This is a genomic window from Luteimonas pelagia, assembly GCF_054776035.1.
In genome coordinates this window covers 129,464-146,302 of record NZ_BAAHCG010000003.1, presented here as the reverse complement: position 1 = coordinate 146,302, position 16,839 = coordinate 129,464, and the positions used below count along the sequence as shown (strand labels likewise).

Below are 16,839 nucleotides of genomic sequence, written 5' to 3'. Positions count from 1 at the left end.
CCGCCATGAGCGCCCAGCCGCAGTCCGCCGCCGGCCACAACCTCGGCATGCAGGTCACCACCTTCGAGAACCCGATGGGGATCGACGGCTTCGAGTTCGTGGAGTTCGCCGCGCCGCAGGGGCAGGCCGGGCTGCTGCACGACTACTTCCGCAGGATGGGCTTCACCGCGGTGCTCAGGCACAAGACGCGGCCGATCACCGTCTACCGCCAGGGCGGCGTCAACTTCCTCGTCAACGAGGACCCGGACTCCTTCGCCGCCGACTTCGCCAAGGCCCACGGCCCGAGCGCATGCGGCTTCGCGATCCGCTTCCGCAAGCCGTCCGGCGAGGTCTGCCAGCGCGTGCTCGACAACGGCGGCGAGGCCATCGACCACAAGCCGGAGAGCAAGGCCGTCGACGCGCCGGTCGTGAAGGGCATCGGCGACTGCATGCTGTACCTGGTCGACCGCTACGGCGACGCGGGCACGATCTACGATGCCGACTACGAGGCGATCGAGGGCGCCGACCAGGACGCACGCGGGTTCGGCCTGACCTTCATCGACCACCTCACGCACAACCTCTACTTCGGCAACATGGCGAAGTGGTCGGACTACTACGAGAAGCTGTTCAACTTCCGCGAGATCCGCTACTTCGACATCAAGGGCGCCAAGACCGGCCTGGTGTCCAAGGCGATGACCGCGCCTGACGGCATCGTGCGCATCCCGCTCAACGAGTCCAGCGACCCCAAGTCGCAGATCAACGAGTACCTCGACGCGTACAAGGGCGAGGGCATCCAGCACATCGCCTGCTTCACCGACGACATCTACGACACGGTCGAAAAGATGCGCGAGGCCGGCATCGAGTTCCTGGACACGCCGGAGACGTATTTCGAAGTGATCGACCAGCGCGTCCCGGGCCACGGCGAGGACGTGCCGCGGCTGGCGCGAAACAAGATCCTGATCGACGCCGACCCGGAGACCAAGCAGCGCAAGCTGCTGCAGATCTTCACCCAGAACGCGATCGGCCCGATCTTCTTCGAGATCATCCAGCGCAAGGGCAACGAAGGCTTCGGCGAGGGCAACTTCCAGGCCCTGTTCGAGAGCATCGAGCGCGACCAGATGAAGCGCGGCGTCCTCTGACGCCGCGCCACCCGGACCCGACCCCAACCCGCGGGGCCACCCGCGACAAGGCGAGCGCGAGATGACCCTGCGCGGCAACGGCTACATGAGCGGCTTCGGCAACGAGTTCGCCACCGAGGCGGTGGCCGGCACGCTGCCGGTCGGGCGCAACTCCCCGCAGAAGGTCGCGCACGGCCTGTATGCGGAGCAGCTGAGCGGCACCGCGTTCACGGCGCCGCGCAGCGCGAACCGTCGCAGCTGGCTGTACCGCATCCGCCCGGCCGCGATGCACGGCGCGTTCGAACCGTTCGCCCAGCCCCGCTTCCACAACGACTTCGACACCGGTCCCGTCACGCCCGACCAGCTGCGCTGGAACCCGCTGCCGCTGCCCGACGGCGCGGGCGCGGATTTCGTGGATGGCCTGTACACGATGGCCGGCAACGGCGGCCCCGCCGCGCAGACGGGCATCGGCGTCCACGTGTACGCGGCCGACCGCGACATGGACGGGCGCTACTTCTACGACGCCGACGGCGAACTGCTGGTCGTCCCGCAGCAGGGCCGGCTGGAGATCTCGACCGAGTTCGGCCTGCTCGAGGTCGCGCCGCAGGAGATCGCGCTGATCCCGCGCGGCGTGCGATTCCAGGTCGCGCTGCCCGACGGCCCGTCGCGCGGCTACGTGTGCGAGAACTTCGGCGCGCTGCTCCAACTGCCGGACCTCGGCCCGATCGGGTCCAACGGCCTGGCCAATCCGCGCGACTTCCTCGCGCCCGAAGCGTCCTACGAGGACCTGGAGGGCGAGTTCGAACTGGTCGCCAAGTTCCAGGGCCACCTGTGGCGCGCGCCGATCGGCCACAGCCCGCTCGACGTCGTCGGCTGGCATGGCAACTACGCGCCCTGCAAGTACGACCTGCGCCGGTTCAACACGATCGGCTCGATCAGCTTCGACCATCCGGACCCGAGCATCTTCCTGGTCCTGCACTCGCCCAGCGAAACGCCGGGCACCAGCAACATGGACTTCGTGATCTTCCCGCCGCGCTGGCTGGTGGCGCAGGACACGTTCCGCCCGCCGTGGTTCCACCGCAACGTCGCGAGCGAATTCATGGGCCTGGTGCACGGCGCCTACGACGCCAAGGCCGAGGGCTTCGCACCCGGTGGCTGCTCGCTGCACAACAGCTTCACCGGCCACGGCCCGGACGCGGCCACGTTCGAGAAGGCGTCCGGCGCCGACCTGTCGAAGCCGGACGTGATCCGCGACACCATGGCCTTCATGTTCGAGAGCCGCGCGGTGATCCGCCCGACCGCGCAGGCGCTCGAAGCCGCGCACCGGCAGCGCGACTACCAGGCCTGCTGGGCCGGGCTGCGCAAGCACTTCGCGGCGCCCTGACCCGGGCGTGCTTCGCGCCGGATTCACGGCCGCGCGCTAGGCTGCGCGCGTTTCGACATGGGGACACCGCATGCGCCATCTGCTGACGCCGGGCTGGCTGCTCTTGGCGTGTTGCGTCGCCGCCGGGTGCACGCGCGGCGCCGGCGGCCCCGGCGCGGACGGGGCCGGCGCCGGCAGTGGCGCCCCGGATCCCGGGGCCGTGGCCCTCGACCAGCCACCGGGCGACGTCCCGCCCGCGACCGCGCCGGCCGGCACGACCATCCCGCCGCAGGGCCTCCCCGCCGAGGGCACGATCGGTTTCGCCGGGTTCGGTCCGGCGGCCTTCGGCGCGCCCGCCGAATCCGTCCGCCAGGCCTGGGGCGGCGAGCTTCACGCCATGCCGGACGCGGAGGCCGCTTGCCACTACCTGAGCCCGCCGGTCGAACAGGACAGCGGCTACCAGGTCGCCTTCATGGTCGAGGACGGGCGCTTCGTCCGCGTGGACGTGGCGACGCCGCGGGTGACGGCACCGGGTGGCGGCCGCATCGGCCTGGACGCGCACGCGATCGAGGCCATGTATCCCGGCCGGGTGGAAACCCGCCCGCACAAGTACGTCGACGGGGCCAGCTACCTGCGGATCGGCGACCCGGACGATGGCCCGGGCGTGCTGCTGTTCGAAACCGACGAGGACGGCATGGTGACCGAGTGGCGGATCGGCATCCCGCCGCAGGTCGACTACGTCGAGGGTTGTTCCTGACGACCGTGCGCTAGTCTTCGCCCGCCCCGTCGCGCGGCGCCTTCCCCTTGCGCCCGTCCTCCGGCGATGCCGGCGGATCGGGACGCACCCCGGGCTCCAGGGCGAGCGCGGCCCGGGCCATGAGGTGCGCGCTTACCGGCGCGGTCAGGAACAGGAAGACCGTCACCAGCAGCTCGCGCAGGCCGAGGCCGTCGTCGCCGAGCACGCCGTGCCAGAGGATCGACGCGACCAGGATGCAGCCCACGCCGAGCGTGGTGGCCTTGGTCGGGCCGTGCAGGCGCTTGAAGAAGTCCGACAGCTTGAACAGGCCGAACGAGCCGACCAGCACGAAGAAACAGCCCACCGCCAGCAGCACGACCAGCGCGATCCCGGGCAGCATCTCGGGGTCGAAGCCGCTCATTCGACGATGTCCCTGCGCATGACGTACTTGCACAGCATGACGGTGCTGACGAAGCCGAGCATCGCGATGACGAGCGCGGCCTCGAAGTAGATCGACGAGCGCAGCGCCATGCCGAACAGCATCAGCAGCGCGATCGTGTTCACGTACAGCGTGTCCAGGGCGAGGATGCGGTCGGGCAGCGTCCGGCCGCGCAGCAGGCGCCAGAGGCTGAACAGCATCGCCAGCGCGACGACGCACAGCGCGGCGACGAGGGCGGTCTGGATCACGGGAAGATCTCCTTCAGCAGGGACTCGTAGCGCTGCTTGATCGTCGCCACCGTGGCGTCGGCGTCGTCCAGGTTGAAGCAGTGCACGAGCAGGTGCCGGCGGTCGTCGGTCAGCTCGGCGGACAGGGTGCCGGGCGTGAGCGTGATGATGCTGGCCAGCGCGGTGATCCCGTGGATGCTGGTGAGCTCGAGCGGGATCCAGATGAACCCCGGCGTGATCGCGCGCTCCGGCCCGAGGATGCGGCGCGCGACCTCGATGTTCGACAGCACGATGTCCCATGCAACCCTGCGGACGAGCACGAGGATCGCCGCGGTCCGGCCGAAGCGCGCGCGCTCGGGCTGCAGCAGGCCGGCGAGCAGCGGCAGCACGACCGCGAGCAACGTGCCCAGCAGCACGTGGCCGACGCTGAACTCGGCGACCAGCAGCAGCCAGAGCAGCAGCACGGCGACGCTGAGCGGCGGCGAAGGCAGGAATCGGTTCATGGCGAGGGCGCCCGCAGGACGGAACGGCTGCCGCGCACGGCCTCGACCAGGACAGCCGGGTCGAGAGCGTGCGCCGCCGCGTCGCGCGCGTAGCGCAGCACGGGGTCGGCGAAGATCGACAGCCCCACGCCATACGCCAGCAGCAGGCCCACGGCGACCAGCTGCAGGGGCTGCGCACGCGTGGACACCGGCGTCGCGAGGTCGCCCGGCCCGGGCGCGTCCCCGTTGTCGTCGGCGTCACCGCCGGCGGCTTCGCCGTTGCCGTTCGCACCCACGCGGGCCGCCAGCGCGGGGCCTTCCCAGAACAGCATGCTGCCGGCGCGCGCGAGCGCGACGATCGCCATCAGGCTGGTCAGCAGCAGCACGGACCACACGCGTCCGACTTCGCTTTCCGGCACCGCGGCCAGGAGGGTGAACTTGCCCATGAAGCCGGACAGCGGCGGCAGGCCGGTCACCGCGATCGCGCCCACCAGCAGCAGCGTGCCCAGGAGCGGCGCCTGCGGCAGGCGCGCGGCCAGGTCGATGCGGTCGCGTGCGCCCCCGCGCTGCCTGCGCACGAGGTCGGCGACCAGGAACAGGGCCGCGGTCGCGAACGTGCTGTGGACCAGGTAGTAGAGGCCCGCGCCCACGGCCTCGGGTGTCGCCAGCGCGAACGCGACGAACAGGGTCGCGGCCGAGGCGATCACCAGCCACGCCACCATCGCGCGCAGGGTGAGCGCCGCCATCGCGCCCAGCGTGCCCAGCAGCAGCGTCACCAGGCCGAGCGGCAGCAGCCAGTCCCAGGCCCAGCCCGCCATCGGCCCCGCCTGCGCGCCGAACACCAGCGAGAACACGCGCAGCACCGCGTACACGCCGACCTTGGTCATCACGGTGAACAGCGCCGCCACCGCGGCGGGTGCGTACTTGTAGGTCTTCGGCAACCACACGTACATCGGCAGCAGCGCCGCCTTGCCGCAGAACACCACCAGCAGGATGCCCGACGCCGCCTGCAGCAGCGCGCGGTCGCCTTCCGGCGCGTCGGCCACGCGCAGCGCCATCTCCGCCATGTTGAGCGTGCCCGTCATCCCGTACAGCAGCGCCAGGGCGACGAGGAACAGCGTCGACGCGGTGATGTTGAAGGCCACGTAGTGCAGGCCGGCGCGCATGCGCGGGCCGCGCCCGCCCGACAGCAGCAGGCCGTACGAGGCGATCAGCAGCACCTCGAAGAACACGAACAGGTTGAACAGGTCGCCGGTCAGGAACGCGCCGTTGAGGCCGGCCAGCTGCAGCTGGAACAGGGCATGGAAGTGCAGCGCCCGACGGTCCCAGCCGGACGCCGCGTACAGCAGGCAGGGGATCGCCAGCAGGGCGGTCGCCAGCACCATCAGCGCGCCGAGGCGGTCGGCGACCAGCGCGATGCCAAGCCGCGCGGGCCAGTCGCCGACCAGGTAGACGAGCGTCCCGTCGGCGTCCGCCGCCACCGCGAGCAAGAGCGCCGCGGACAGGAGGCCGGCCATGCCCAGCGTGGCGACGATGCGCTGCGCGACCACGCCGCGGCGCTCCACCAGGAGGATCACGGCGGCGGCCAGCAGCGGCACCAGGATCGGCAGGATCGGCAGGTGCGCCATCACTTCGCGCGCTCCCGGTCGCTGTCGCCCTCGCCCGCGTCGACATGGTCGTCGCCGTTGTCCGCATGGCTGCGCAGGGCCACCACGATGGTGACCGCGGTCATCGCGAAGGAAATCACGATCGCGGTCAGCACCAGGGCCTGGGGCAGCGGATCGGCGTGGCTGGCGAGCAGGGGCTCGATGCCCCGGCGCAGCACCGGCGGCTTGCCGGGGACGAGGCGGCCCGCGGCGAAGATCAGCAGGTTGGTCGCGTACGAGAGCAGCGTGAGCCCGATGATCACGTCGAAGCTGCGCGCGCGCAGCAGCAGCCACGTGCCGGTGGCCACCAGCACCCCGATCGCGCTGGCCATCGCCAGTTCCATCAGCCCGCCCCCCCGTCGCCGCGCGTGCTGCGCACCGTGCCGAGCATGGACAGGATCAGCATCGCGCCGCCGAACACGACCAGGTACACGCCCAGGTCGAAGCCCAGCGCGCTCGCCAGGCCGACCTTGCCGACCAGCGGGATGCCGAGCGACGCGTAGCCACTGGTGAGGAAGGGGTGGCCAAGCACCATCGCGCCGGCGCCGGTGGCCACGGCGGCCAGAAGGCCGACGCCGATCCAGCGCGCGTGGTCGAAGCCCATGCGCTGCTCGACGTAGTGCGCGCCCTGCAGCACGTACTGGAGCAGCAGCGGCACCGCCAGCACCAGTCCGGCGATGAAGCCGCCACCGGGCTGGTTGTGGCCACGCAGGAACAGGTAGGCCGACACCGCCAGCGCCAGCGGGAACAGCAGGTGGCTCAGGTTGGCCGGCATCGGCATGCGGTCGGGTTCGCCCGGGACCACGTGGTCCGGCACCAGGCGCGCGCGCCGCAGGAGCGCATGCACCACGAGCGCGGCGATTCCGAACACGGCGATCTCGCCGAGCGTGTCGAAGCCTCGGAAGTCCACCAGGATGACGTTGACCACGTTGGTGCCGTGGCCCTCGGGGATCGAGCGCGCGAGCAGCTCGTCGGCGACCGTGCGCGTGGGCCGGGTCATCATCGCGTAGGCGAGCGCGGCCACGCCCCCGCCCGCGACCAGGGCGATGGCGACGTCGCGCCAGCGACGCGCACGGCTCAGCAGGCCGGGCAGCGGCCTGGATGCCTGCGGCAGGTAGTTCAGCGCCAGCAGCATCAGCGCGATGGTGACCAGCTCCACCAGCAGCTGGGTCAGCGCCAGGTCCGGCGCCGACAGCACCACGAACGCGAGGCTCACCGCCAGGCCGACCGCGCCGATCACCACCAGGGCCACCAGGCGCTGGCGGTGCAGGGCGAGCGTGGCGCAGGCCGCGGCGACCAGCATCGCCCAGAGCGTCCACGCCAGGGGTGGCATCGGTTGTCCTTCGCCGGGCGCGGTGGCAAGCAGCCCGGGCAGCGCCGGCACCGCCGCGGCCACGATGGCCGCGAGCAGCAGCCATGACAGCGAGCGCTGCAGGCTTCCGTTGGCGATCGAACGGGTGAACCGGCGCGCGAGCCGGTACAGCGCGTCCACGTTCACGTGGAACAGGTGTCGCCCGAGCGAGCGGCGCACGATCGCATGGATGTTGAACAGCCGGCGCAGCCCGGAGTACAGGGCCACGCCGGCGACGATGCCGCCCAGGCTCATCGCCAGCGGCACGTTGAAGCCGTGCCAGACCGCCAGGTCGTAGGCGGGCATGGACGGGCCCAGCACCGATCGCGCCGCGGTGTCGAGCACCGGCGCGATCGTCATCGCCGGCATGATCCCGACCGTCACGCACGCCACCACCAGGATCGCGACCGGGATCCGCATGAACCGTGGCGGCTCGTGGATCTCGCGGTGCACGCGGCGCGGACCCTCGCCGAAGAAGGTGTCGTGCACGAAGCGCAGGCTGTATGCGACGCCGAAGGCGCCGGCGAGTGCCGCGGTGATCGCGATCGCCCAGCCCGACGGGCCCTCGCCGCCGACCTCGAGCGCCTCGGCGAAGAACATCTCCTTCGACAGGAAGCCGTTGAGGAGGGGGATGCCGGCCATCGCCAGCGCCGCGGTCACGGCGAGCGCGCTGGTGACGGGCAGGAACCGGCGCAGGTTGCCGAGCCGGCGCATGTCGCGGGTCCCGGACTCGTGGTCGATGATGCCGGCGGCCATGAACAGCGACGCCTTGAACGTCGCGTGGTTGAGGATGTGGAACAGGCCGGCGACCACCGCCAGCGGCGTGGACAGGCCGAACAGCAACGTGATCAGGCCCAGGTGCGAGATGGTCGAGTAGGCGAGCAGGCCCTTGAGGTCGTGCTGGAAGATCGCGCTCCACGCACCGACCAGCAGCGTGGTCGCGCCGACCGCGCTGACCACGTAGAAGAACAGGTCGTCGCCCGCCAGCACCGGGTGCAGTCGCGCCAGCAGGAACACGCCGGCCTTCACCATCGTCGCCGAATGCAGGTAGGCCGACACCGGCGTGGGCGCCGCCATCGCGTGCGGCAGCCAGAAGTGGAACGGGAACTGCGCCGACTTGGTGAAGATCGCCAGCAGGACCAGGCCCAGGATGGCCGGGTAGAGCGCGTGCGCCCGGATCTGCTCGCCCGCCGCCAGCACGTCCACCAGTTCGTAGCTGCCGACGATGCGACCGATCAGCAGCACGCCGCCCAGCAGGGCCAGCCCGCCCGCGCCGGTGATCGTCAGCGCCATGCGGGCGCCGTCGCGCGCGTCCTCGCGCCGCGACCAGAAGCCGATCAGCAGGAACGAGCTGATCGACGTGAGTTCCCAGAACACCACGAGCAGCAGCAGGTTGCCGGCCAGCACCATGCCGAGCATGGAGCCCATGAACAGCAGCAGGTAGGCGAAGAACCGGGCCGCGCTGTCGCGCGGGCTCAGGTAGTAGGCCGCGTACATCACGATGAGCGCGCCGATGGCGAGCACCATCAGCGCGAACATCCACGCCAGGCCATCGAGCCGCAGGGTGAACAGCAGGCCCGCTTCGGGCAGCCACGGGTGGGAGGCCGCCGGCGCATGGCCGCCGAGCACCGCGGGCGAGAACCACGCAAGCAGCAGCAGCCCGGCGAGCGGGGCGGCACCGGCAAGCCAGGCGATGGCCCGCCGCGGAGCGCCGCGCGCGAGTCCCACCGCCAGCGCCAGCGCGAACGGCAGGGCCAGCAGGATTTCCAGCATCGGGACGGTTCTCGGGGCCGTCGCGACGGTCGCGCCGGCTCACCCGAGTCTAACTGATGCCCTGCGGACGCCTGCCGCGGGCGTCGTCGCGCAGCCGCTATCCTGCGCGCATGCAAGCGGATCCGGACCCGGGCATGCGCGTCGCCTCGACCCGAGGCGCGATGCCGCCCGCGCGGCGCGCGGCCGCACGCCAGGCGCTGGTGTTCGGCGCGAGCGGCCAGATCGGCCGTGCGCTCCTCGTGCGCCTGCACGACGCAGGCTGGCAGGTGACCGCGGTGTCCCGCGTTGCCCGCGCCGACGAACCGACGGTCGAATGGCGGCAGGGCGGTTTCGACGCGATGCCCGCGCTGCCGCCCGCGTTCGACGCGATCTTCAGTTGCGGGCCGCTCGACCGGTTCGCGGGCTGGTACGCCGCCGCCGCGGTGGACGCGCCACACGTCGTCGCGTTCGGCTCGACCTCGGTGCTGGTCAAGGGCGACTCGGCGGACGCCCATGAGCGCGACCTCGCGCGGCGCCTCGCCGCGGGCGAGGCGGGCGTGTTCGCGACGGCGCGCGCCAAGGGCGCGGCCGCGACGGTGCTCCGGCCCACGCTCGTCTACGGCGCCGGCACGGACCGGACGCTGAGCCGGATCGCCGCGATCGCCCGGCGCACGCGGGTGTTCCCGCTGCCCGCCGACGCGGTCGGACTCCGCCAGCCTGTGCACGTGGACGACCTGGCCATCGCCGCGCTCGCCGCGTGCGGGAGCCGCGCGTGCGACGGCAATGCCTACGCCGTGCCGGGTGGCGAGACGCTGCCGTACCGCGACATGGTGGCCCGCGTGCTCGCGGTCCTGGACCGCCCCGCCCGGGTCGCCACGCTGCCGCCCGCGCTGTTCCGCGCGCTGCTGGCCGCGGCGCAAGCGCTGGGCGTCGCCCGCGGCCTCGGTGCCACCGCCGTCGCGCGCATGCGGGACGACCTCGTGTTCGACACCGCCCCCGCGCGGCGCGACTTCGACTACCGCCCGCGGCCGTTCCGGCCGACGGCCGCGATGTTCGACGAGCGGCCCGGTTGAGCGGCGCGACCGCTCAGATCGCCTCCGCCTCCGGCAGCACCCGCGCCTTCGCCCGCGCGCGCAGCGCGATGACCAGCACGCCCCCGAGCACCATCGCGCCACCCGCCCAGAGCTGCGGCCCCGGCCGGTCGCCCCAGAAGGCCATGCCGAGCGCGACCGCGAACACCGGCGTCAGCAGCAGCCACGGCGTCACCTGCGCCACCGGGTAGCGCTGCACCAGCACGTAGTAGAGCCCGTGCCCGAGCAGCGAGGCGAACACCGCCGAATACGCCGCCCCCGCCCAGGCCACCCAGCTCGCGTCGCCCAGCGCCGCGATCCCGCCCGGCTCCAGCCACAGGCTGAGCAGCAGGAGCGGCACCACGCCGATCAACGCCGTCCACCCCTGCAGCGACACCATCCCGAATCCGGACAGCCGCCGCATGAGCACCGTGCCCGCCGCAAGGAAGAACGCCGCCCCCAGCATCGTCGCCAGCGCCACCGGCTTGCCCAGCAGCAGCGGATCGAACCCCAGCACCAGCACGCCGGCGAAGCTCAACCCGATCGCCGCCGCCGTGCGCCACGCGAACCGCTCGCCGAGCCACCACCACGCCAGCAGCGCCGCCATCGGCACGTAGCTCTGCAACACGATCGCCGGCGAGGCGATGTTGTCGGCCATGCGCAGCGCCATGAACGCCAGACCGAAATGCAGCACCCCGTTGCACACCGCCACCGCCACCAGCCGCGGCCACTGCGCCGCCGGCGGCCGCGTCACGAACGCCCCCAGCAGCACCGCCAGCATCGCCAGCCGAAGCGCGGTGAACAGGAACGGCGGAAGCTCCCGCAACGCGAACGCCGACGTCAGGAAGTTCCCCGCCCACACCAGGCAGACGATCAGCACAAGCAGGAGGTCGCGAGGAGGCATCGTTCAAATGCTCGAGTCTGGGGACGCAACGATCATCCGCGGAGATGAGGGGCCTGGAGCGCCATGGCCGCACGCGACCGTTCGCGACAAGGATGTCGCGACCGAGCCTCCATGGACGGATTCACGGCGTGTCGCGTGCGGCCATGGCGTTCCAGGCCCGCCCGCGAAAATCCCGCTGAAACGATGACGAAGGACCTCTTGGCACGTCCCACCGGACGCGCGCGAATCACCACCGCCAACCCAACCGCCGATACAACTTCGCCAGCACCCACGCCGGCCCGATCAGCAGGTAGGTCAGGTCGGTCAGGAAGCTCGGCTTGCGTCCCTCGATCCTGTGGCCGACGAACTGCGCGATCCACGCCACCACGAACACCGCCAGCGCCAGCCACAGCAACTGCATCGTCCCGAGCGCGTCATGCAACCAACGCGTCAGCCACGCGAAGCCGACGAACACCGCCAGCATCCCGAACCCCAGCGGCCGCGACGCCCGGTAATAGAACATCCACGCCAGGAACATCGCCAAGGCCGCCCACAACCCCTGCCGGAACATCCCGCCCGGCACCGGGATGCACCACAGCAGCGCGATCACGCTCCACAGGATCGCCGGGACGGCGAACACGTGGATCCACTGGTTGGTGTCGTTGCGGTGGTCGCCGGAGTAGCTGTCGAACCAGCGATCGATCGGCCGCCGGACGGCGGTGGCTTCGGTGTCCATGGATTCGCTCCGTCGGGGGCCGCGCCAGCATAGCCCTGGCGGCCACCCGCCGGGCGGCGCGTCAGGCCCGGATGTCCGCCAGCCGCCCGAGCGCCTCGGCATAGCGCGCCCGCGTGCGCTCGATCACCTCCGCCGGCAGCGTCGGGCCCGGCGGCGTCTTGTCCCAGTCGAGCGTCTCCAGGTAATCCCTGACGATCTGCTTGTCGTAGCTCGGCGGGCTGGTGCCGACCCGGTATTCGTCGGCGGGCCAGTAGCGCGAACTGTCCGGGGTGAGCATCTCGTCCATCACGTGCAGCCGACCGTCCGCGTCCAGGCCGAACTCGAACTTGGTGTCCGCCAGCAGGATGCCCCGGCGCGCCGCGTGCTCGGCGGCGAACTGGTACAGCCGCAGCGTCGCGTCGCGCACCTGCTCGGCGAGTTCCGCGCCGACCAGCTTGACCATCGTGTCGAAATCGATGTTCTCGTCGTGGTCGCCGACCGCCGCCTTGGTCGACGGCGTGAAGATCGGCTGCGGCAAGCGCTCGGCCTGGCGCAGTCCGTCGGGCAGCGTGATGCCGCTCACCCGGCCGGTGCGCTGGTAGTCCTTCCAGCCGCTGCCGATCAGGTAGCCGCGCGCGATCGCCTCGACCGGCACCGGCTTGAGCCGGCGCGCGACCACCGCGCGATCGCGGTAGGCCGCGGGGTCCACGCCCTCGGGCAGCACGTCCTCGACCGCGACCCCGGTCAGGTGGTTGCGTATCAGGTGCGCCGTGCGATCGAACCAGAAGTTGCTGATCCGGGTGAGCATCTCGCCCTTGCCGGGGATCGGGTCGGGCAGCACCACGTCGAAGGCCGAGAGCCGGTCCGTCGCCACGATCAGCAGCGCGTCGCCGTGGCCGCGCGCGGCGGCGGGCAAGGCGGATTCGGGCAGGTCGAACACGTCGCGGACCTTGCCGCGGTGGCGCAGGTGGAGTCCGGGCAGGTTGGATTCGGTCAGGGTCGTGGCCACGCCGTGCTCGCGGGTCAGCGGGCCGGCCAGTGTACGGCGCGGGGGCGCCGCGTGCCCGTCCCGGTAGACTTGCCGCCTCCCCACCGGGCGCGCCGCCGATGAAACGCTGGTACGGAAAGCTGCTCGGGCTGGTCGCCGGCGCCGCGCTGTTCCGCGCCAACCCCCTGCTGGGCGGGTTGGTCGGGATGCTGCTGGGCCACGCCTTCGACGTGGACTGGTTCAGGCTGCGCCGCAGCGACGACCCGTACCGGGTGCTGGGCCTCACCGAGGACGTCGACGAGGCGGAGCTCGATCGCGCCTACCGCCGGCTGATCGCCCAGTACCATCCGGACCGGCTCGCCGGGGCCGCCCCGGAACTCCGCCAGCAGGCCGAGCGCCGCGCGCGGGAGATCAACAACGCGTACGACCGCATCCACGCGCTGCGCCGCAGCCAGCGCAAGCCCTGACCCGAACCGCAGGACCGCCATGCAACCGACCGTCATCGCCCCCTCGATCCTCTCCGCCGACTTCGCCCGGCTGGGCGAGGAGGTCGACGCGGTGCTCGCCGCCGGCGCCGACTGGGTGCACTTCGACGTCATGGACAACCATTACGTTCCCAACCTCACCATCGGCCCGCTGGTGTGCGAGGCGCTCCGGAAGCACGGCGTCACCGCACCCATCGACGTGCACCTGATGGTCGAGCCGGTGGACCGCATCGTGCCGGACTTCGCGAAGGCGGGCGCCACGGTGATCAGCTTCCATCCAGAGGCCAGCGGTCACGTGCACCGCACGGTCCAGTTGATCCGGGACGCCGGTTGCAGGGCGGGACTGGTGCTCAACCCGGCGACGCCGGTGGAGGCGCTCGACTACGTGCTGGAGGACCTGGACATGGTGCTGCTGATGTCGGTGAACCCCGGCTTCGGCGGCCAGTCCTTCATTGCCTCCGCGCTGGAGAAGCTGCGCCGCGTGCGCGCGATGATCGATGCGCGCGCACCGCACGTGCGGCTGGAGATCGACGGCGGGGTCAAGGCCGACAACATCGCGCAGATCGCCGCGGCGGGCGCGGACACGTTCGTGGCGGGGTCGGCGATCTTCAACGCCGGCGACTACGCGGACGTCATCGGCCGGATGAAGCGGGCGGTGGACGGCGTCCGCTGAAGCCGGTTCGACAGGTCGCGCAAGGACGATCCGCGCAAAGAAAAAAGGCCGGCGCGCGTCGCGCACCGGCCTGGAGAGAGTTGGAGGCATCCCGCCTCCGTCGTTCTTCCCTGCGATGGCCCGCCATTCTCCGGACGGCGGGTGACGGTTCCGTGACAACCGCGACGTGCGCGCGCGCCTTCACCGCACCTGCGCGGCGGCGTTGCGAGCCTCGTCAGCCCCGAGCCGCCTTCCGAAACCCCGCCGGAGCGCCCGATGGCCAAGCCGCGTTGGCGCCTGATCCTCAACGGCAAGTCCGCCGGCGACGAGCCGCTGCGCGAGGCCGTCGCCGCGATGCGGGGACGCGGCGTGGCGCTCGACGTGCGCGTGACCTGGGAAGGGGGCGACGCGGAGCGCTACGTGGCGGAGGCGATCGCCGACGGCGTGGACACGATCATCGCCGCCGGCGGGGACGGCACGTTGAGCGAAGTCGCGGCCACGCTCGCGCATCGCGACGAGGATGCCGACCGACTGCCGAGCCTCGCGCTGGTGCCGCTCGGCACCGCCAACGACTTCGCGACCGCGGCGGGCATCCCGGAGACACCCGCGGAGGCCCTGTCGCTGGTCGGCGACGCGCCCGCCCACCCCGTCGACCTGCTGCGCATCACCTGCGACCGCGGCGCGCCGCACTGGTGCGCGAACCTGGCGAGCGGCGGCTTCGGCACGCAGGTGACCGTGGAGACGGACGAAGGACTGAAGAAGATGCTCGGTGGCCTGGCCTACCTGATCACCGGCATCGCGAAGCTCGGGCGCATCGAGCCGATCGCCGCGCGCGTCGAGGGGCCGGGCTTCGCATGGTCCGGCGAATTCATCGCCCTGGGCATCGGCAACGGACGGCAGGCGGGGGGCGGCCAGGCGTTGTGCCCCGAGGCGCTGCTGGACGACGACCTGCTGGAGCTGACCATCGTCCCCGACCTCACCGGGGAGGTCGGCGCGACGGTCGCCGCGCTGATGGCCGAAGGCCGGCAGGCCGCGCTGGACCGCGTCGCGGTGCGGACCCGCTTGCCCCGGGTCCGGATCGAGGCGCCCGAGCCCTTCGTGCTCAACCTGGACGGCGAGCCGCTCGAGTCCACGTGGTTCGACATCGACTGCGTCGCCGGGCGCGTCCGCATGCACCTGCCCCCGGCCTGCCCCTTGCTGCAGGCAACCGTCGCGGGCGGCGCCGCCGCCTAGGCCGCGCTCGCGCCGGCGCCGCGAAGCCGCTACAGTCCCGACCCATGGATTCCCGGGCACCCCTGCACTCCCGCGCGGCCGACGGCTGGCGATGGTGGCGTTCCACCGTCGCCAACGCCCCGACCCGCCTGCAGGAAGACCCGATCCATGACGTCGCCCGACGCCACCGAGCACCGACCGCCCCACGCTGACGCGCGCGACGCGCAGGCGCGCTTCGAGCGCCTGGCCGCGGAGGGCTACACCCGCATCCCCGTCGTCCGCGAGGTCCTGTCCGACCTCGATACGCCGCTTTCGGTGTACCTCAAGCTCGCCGACGGACCGCACACCTACCTGTTCGAGTCGGTCGAGGGCGGGGAGCGCTTCGGTCGCTACTCGATCATCGGGCTGCCGGCCCGCCGCGTGCATGCCTTCATCGGCGACACCCTCGTGGAAACCGAGGCGGGCGAGCTGGTCGGCACGCGCCGGGTGGACGACCCGTTCGCGGAGGTCGAGCGCCTGCGGACCGGCCACCGCGTCGCGCCTGCCGAGGGCCTCCCGGGGTTTTCGGGCGGACTGGTCGGCTGGTTCGGGTTCGAATGCGTGGACCACATCGAGCCCAGGCTGCGCGCCACGCGCCTGCCGGACGAACTCGGCACGCCCGAGATCCTGCTGATGGAGAGCGACGAGGTCGCGGTGTTCGACAACCTGCGCGGCCGCCTGTCGCTGGTCGTGCACGCGGACCCCTCCACGCCCCATGCCTTCGCCCACGCGCAGCGCCGGCTCGACCAGCTCGTGCACCGCCTGCGCCACGGCGGTGCGCCCTACCCGGAGCCGCTGGGGCGCACCCGGGTGGACGAGGCCGACTTCGCCAGCGGATTCACCCGCGAGGGGTTCATCGACGCCGTCGAGCGCTGCAAGGAATACATCCGCGCGGGCGACGTGTTCCAGGTGGTGCTGAGCCAGCGCCTGTCGGTGCCGTTCGATGCGCGCCCCGTGGACGTGTACCGCGCCCTGCGCGCGCTCAATCCGTCCCCGTACATGTATTTCCTGGACCTCGGGGAGATGCAGGTGGTCGGCAGTTCGCCGGAGATCCTGGTCCGGCTGCAGGGCGGGGAAGTCACGGTGCGCCCGATCGCCGGCACGCGCCCGCGCGGCGACACGCCGGAGGCGGACGCTGCCATGGAGGCGGAACTGCTGGCCGACCCGAAGGAGCGCGCGGAGCACCTGATGCTGATCGACCTGGGCCGGAACGACGTCGGCCGGGTCGCCGAGCCGGGCACCGTGTGCGTGGGCGAGCAGTTCGTGGTCGAGCGCTACAGCCACGTGATGCACATCGTCAGCGAGGTCACCGGGCGGCTCGCGGACGGACTCTCGTATGCCGACGTGCTCAGGGCCACGTTCCCCGCCGGGACCGTGTCCGGCGCGCCGAAGATCCGCGCGCTCGAGATCATCCGCGAGCTCGAACCCGTGCGCCGGAACCTCTACGCCGGCGCGATCGGCTACATCGGCTGGAACGGCGACGCCGACACCGCCATCGCCATCCGCACCGCGGTGATCCAGGACGGCCGGCTGCACGTGCAGGCGGGCGCCGGGATCGTGTTCGACTCCGACCCGGAGCGGGAATGGCACGAGACGATGCACAAGGGCCGCGCGCTGTTCCGCGCCGTGGCCGAAGCGGCGAGGGGCCTGTGAGCGCGACCGGCCGATCGACGGCACACGGGGTGCGCGGCACCCGGACAGC

Annotated in this window: 16 protein-coding genes and 1 pseudogene; 8 read left to right on the top strand and 9 right to left on the bottom strand. The window is 71.9% G+C overall.

Annotated features, from left to right (window positions below; translation table 11 throughout):
• The first annotated feature begins 5 nt into the window (after nucleotides 1-5).
• The 3 genes from hppD (at nucleotide 6) to ACYU7H_RS09535 (ending at nucleotide 3,217) form a co-directional block, all read left to right on the top strand.
• Complete coding sequence (gene hppD, locus ACYU7H_RS09545) at nucleotides 6-1,118, top strand: 4-hydroxyphenylpyruvate dioxygenase (RefSeq protein ID WP_460814241.1); 1,113 nt, start codon at nucleotides 6-8, stop codon at nucleotides 1,116-1,118.
• Nucleotides 1,119-1,179: 61 nt separating this feature from the next.
• Nucleotides 1,180-2,481 (top strand): homogentisate 1,2-dioxygenase, encoded by a 1,302-nt coding sequence (gene hmgA, locus ACYU7H_RS09540; RefSeq protein ID WP_460814239.1) that lies wholly within the window; start codon nucleotides 1,180-1,182, stop codon nucleotides 2,479-2,481.
• A gap of 70 nt (nucleotides 2,482-2,551) precedes the next feature.
• Nucleotides 2,552-3,217 carry a hypothetical protein gene (locus ACYU7H_RS09535; protein WP_460814238.1) on the top strand — a complete coding sequence of 222 codons (666 nt, stop codon included), beginning with the start codon at nucleotides 2,552-2,554 and terminating at the stop codon, nucleotides 3,215-3,217.
• 10 nt (nucleotides 3,218-3,227) lie between these two features.
• Here the strand turns inward: ACYU7H_RS09535 and ACYU7H_RS09530 are convergent, their stop codons facing one another.
• The 6 genes and pseudogenes from ACYU7H_RS09530 to ACYU7H_RS09505 form a co-directional block, all read right to left on the bottom strand.
• Nucleotides 3,228-3,617 carry a Na+/H+ antiporter subunit G gene (locus tag ACYU7H_RS09530; RefSeq protein ID WP_460814236.1) on the bottom strand — a complete coding sequence of 130 codons (390 nt, stop codon included), beginning with the start codon at nucleotides 3,615-3,617 and terminating at the stop codon, nucleotides 3,228-3,230.
• The gene (locus ACYU7H_RS09525) at nucleotides 3,614-3,835 is read right to left on the bottom strand and encodes a K+/H+ antiporter subunit F (RefSeq protein ID WP_460815028.1); all 222 of its coding nucleotides are present in this window, start codon (nucleotides 3,833-3,835) and stop codon (nucleotides 3,614-3,616) included. Before ACYU7H_RS09525 ends, ACYU7H_RS09530 begins: the two co-directional genes overlap by 4 nt.
• Nucleotides 3,836-3,879: 44 nt before the next feature.
• Nucleotides 3,880-4,365 (bottom strand): Na+/H+ antiporter subunit E, encoded by a 486-nt coding sequence (locus ACYU7H_RS09520; protein ID WP_460814235.1) that lies wholly within the window; start codon nucleotides 4,363-4,365, stop codon nucleotides 3,880-3,882.
• Nucleotides 4,362-5,972: a monovalent cation/H+ antiporter subunit D gene (locus tag ACYU7H_RS09515; RefSeq protein WP_460814233.1), complete on the bottom strand. Its 1,611-nt coding sequence runs from the start codon at nucleotides 5,970-5,972 to the stop codon at nucleotides 4,362-4,364. The genes ACYU7H_RS09520 and ACYU7H_RS09515 overlap by 4 nt, the downstream gene beginning before the upstream one ends.
• On the bottom strand, nucleotides 5,972-6,334 hold the full coding sequence (locus ACYU7H_RS09510; RefSeq protein ID WP_460814232.1) for a Na+/H+ antiporter subunit C: 363 nt from the start codon (nucleotides 6,332-6,334) through the stop codon (nucleotides 5,972-5,974). Before ACYU7H_RS09510 ends, ACYU7H_RS09515 begins: the two co-directional genes overlap by 1 nt.
• A gap of 20 nt (nucleotides 6,335-6,354) precedes the next feature.
• Nucleotides 6,355-9,114, bottom strand: a pseudogene (locus ACYU7H_RS09505) (monovalent cation/H+ antiporter subunit A); the annotation flags it as partial.
• 110 nt (nucleotides 9,115-9,224) lie between these two features.
• Between ACYU7H_RS09505 and ACYU7H_RS09500 the strand changes: the two are divergent.
• Nucleotides 9,225-10,166, top strand: coding sequence for an NAD-dependent epimerase/dehydratase family protein (locus ACYU7H_RS09500; protein WP_460814230.1), 942 nt, complete (start codon nucleotides 9,225-9,227; stop codon nucleotides 10,164-10,166).
• 13 nt (nucleotides 10,167-10,179) lie between these two features.
• Here the strand turns inward: ACYU7H_RS09500 and ACYU7H_RS09495 are convergent, their stop codons facing one another.
• From ACYU7H_RS09495 to ACYU7H_RS09485, 3 genes are all read right to left on the bottom strand, one after another.
• Complete coding sequence (locus tag ACYU7H_RS09495) at nucleotides 10,180-11,067, bottom strand: DMT family transporter (protein ID WP_460814228.1); 888 nt, start codon at nucleotides 11,065-11,067, stop codon at nucleotides 10,180-10,182.
• Between the two features lie 226 nt (nucleotides 11,068-11,293).
• A complete protein-coding gene (locus ACYU7H_RS09490; RefSeq protein WP_460814226.1) occupies nucleotides 11,294-11,782 on the bottom strand; it encodes an Mpo1 family 2-hydroxy fatty acid dioxygenase in 489 nt (162 codons plus the stop codon).
• Between the two features lie 61 nt (nucleotides 11,783-11,843).
• On the bottom strand, nucleotides 11,844-12,770 hold the full coding sequence (locus ACYU7H_RS09485) for a phosphoribosylaminoimidazolesuccinocarboxamide synthase (RefSeq protein ID WP_460814225.1): 927 nt from the start codon (nucleotides 12,768-12,770) through the stop codon (nucleotides 11,844-11,846).
• A gap of 98 nt (nucleotides 12,771-12,868) precedes the next feature.
• Here ACYU7H_RS09485 and ACYU7H_RS09480 point away from each other — a divergent pair, with 98 nt between their 5' ends.
• From ACYU7H_RS09480 to trpE, 4 genes are all read left to right on the top strand, one after another.
• Nucleotides 12,869-13,216, top strand: coding sequence for a J domain-containing protein (locus ACYU7H_RS09480; RefSeq protein ID WP_460814223.1), 348 nt, complete (start codon nucleotides 12,869-12,871; stop codon nucleotides 13,214-13,216).
• A gap of 19 nt (nucleotides 13,217-13,235) precedes the next feature.
• On the top strand, nucleotides 13,236-13,907 hold the full coding sequence (gene rpe, locus ACYU7H_RS09475; RefSeq protein ID WP_460814222.1) for a ribulose-phosphate 3-epimerase: 672 nt from the start codon (nucleotides 13,236-13,238) through the stop codon (nucleotides 13,905-13,907).
• A 255-nt stretch (nucleotides 13,908-14,162) separates the two neighbouring features.
• Nucleotides 14,163-15,119, top strand: a complete 957-nt coding sequence (yegS, locus tag ACYU7H_RS09470) for a lipid kinase YegS (protein WP_460814220.1) — start codon at nucleotides 14,163-14,165, stop codon at nucleotides 15,117-15,119.
• A 147-nt stretch (nucleotides 15,120-15,266) separates the two neighbouring features.
• Nucleotides 15,267-16,790: an anthranilate synthase component I gene (gene trpE, locus ACYU7H_RS09465; RefSeq protein WP_460814219.1), complete on the top strand. Its 1,524-nt coding sequence runs from the start codon at nucleotides 15,267-15,269 to the stop codon at nucleotides 16,788-16,790.
• Nucleotides 16,791-16,839 lie beyond the last annotated feature (49 nt).

Coding starts and splice junctions, on each gene's coding strand:
- ACYU7H_RS09510 (WP_460814232.1), bottom strand. CDS start 6,334: ATGGAACTGGCGATGGCCAGCGCGATCGGGGTGCTGGTGGCCACCGGC.
- ACYU7H_RS09520 (WP_460814235.1), bottom strand. CDS start 4,365: ATGAACCGATTCCTGCCTTCGCCGCCGCTCAGCGTCGCCGTGCTGCTG.
- hmgA (WP_460814239.1), top strand. CDS start 1,180: ATGACCCTGCGCGGCAACGGCTACATGAGCGGCTTCGGCAACGAGTTC.
- ACYU7H_RS09530 (WP_460814236.1), bottom strand. CDS start 3,617: ATGAGCGGCTTCGACCCCGAGATGCTGCCCGGGATCGCGCTGGTCGTG.
- ACYU7H_RS09495 (WP_460814228.1), bottom strand. CDS start 11,067: ATGCCTCCTCGCGACCTCCTGCTTGTGCTGATCGTCTGCCTGGTGTGG.
- ACYU7H_RS09490 (WP_460814226.1), bottom strand. CDS start 11,782: ATGGACACCGAAGCCACCGCCGTCCGGCGGCCGATCGATCGCTGGTTC.
- ACYU7H_RS09535 (WP_460814238.1), top strand. CDS start 2,552: ATGCGCCATCTGCTGACGCCGGGCTGGCTGCTCTTGGCGTGTTGCGTC.
- ACYU7H_RS09480 (WP_460814223.1), top strand. CDS start 12,869: ATGAAACGCTGGTACGGAAAGCTGCTCGGGCTGGTCGCCGGCGCCGCG.
- rpe (WP_460814222.1), top strand. CDS start 13,236: ATGCAACCGACCGTCATCGCCCCCTCGATCCTCTCCGCCGACTTCGCC.
- ACYU7H_RS09515 (WP_460814233.1), bottom strand. CDS start 5,972: ATGGCGCACCTGCCGATCCTGCCGATCCTGGTGCCGCTGCTGGCCGCC.
- hppD (WP_460814241.1), top strand. CDS start 6: ATGAGCGCCCAGCCGCAGTCCGCCGCCGGCCACAACCTCGGCATGCAG.
- yegS (WP_460814220.1), top strand. CDS start 14,163: ATGGCCAAGCCGCGTTGGCGCCTGATCCTCAACGGCAAGTCCGCCGGC.
- trpE (WP_460814219.1), top strand. CDS start 15,267: ATGACGTCGCCCGACGCCACCGAGCACCGACCGCCCCACGCTGACGCG.
- ACYU7H_RS09500 (WP_460814230.1), top strand. CDS start 9,225: ATGCAAGCGGATCCGGACCCGGGCATGCGCGTCGCCTCGACCCGAGGC.
- ACYU7H_RS09525 (WP_460815028.1), bottom strand. CDS start 3,835: ATGCTGTTCAGCCTCTGGCGCCTGCTGCGCGGCCGGACGCTGCCCGAC.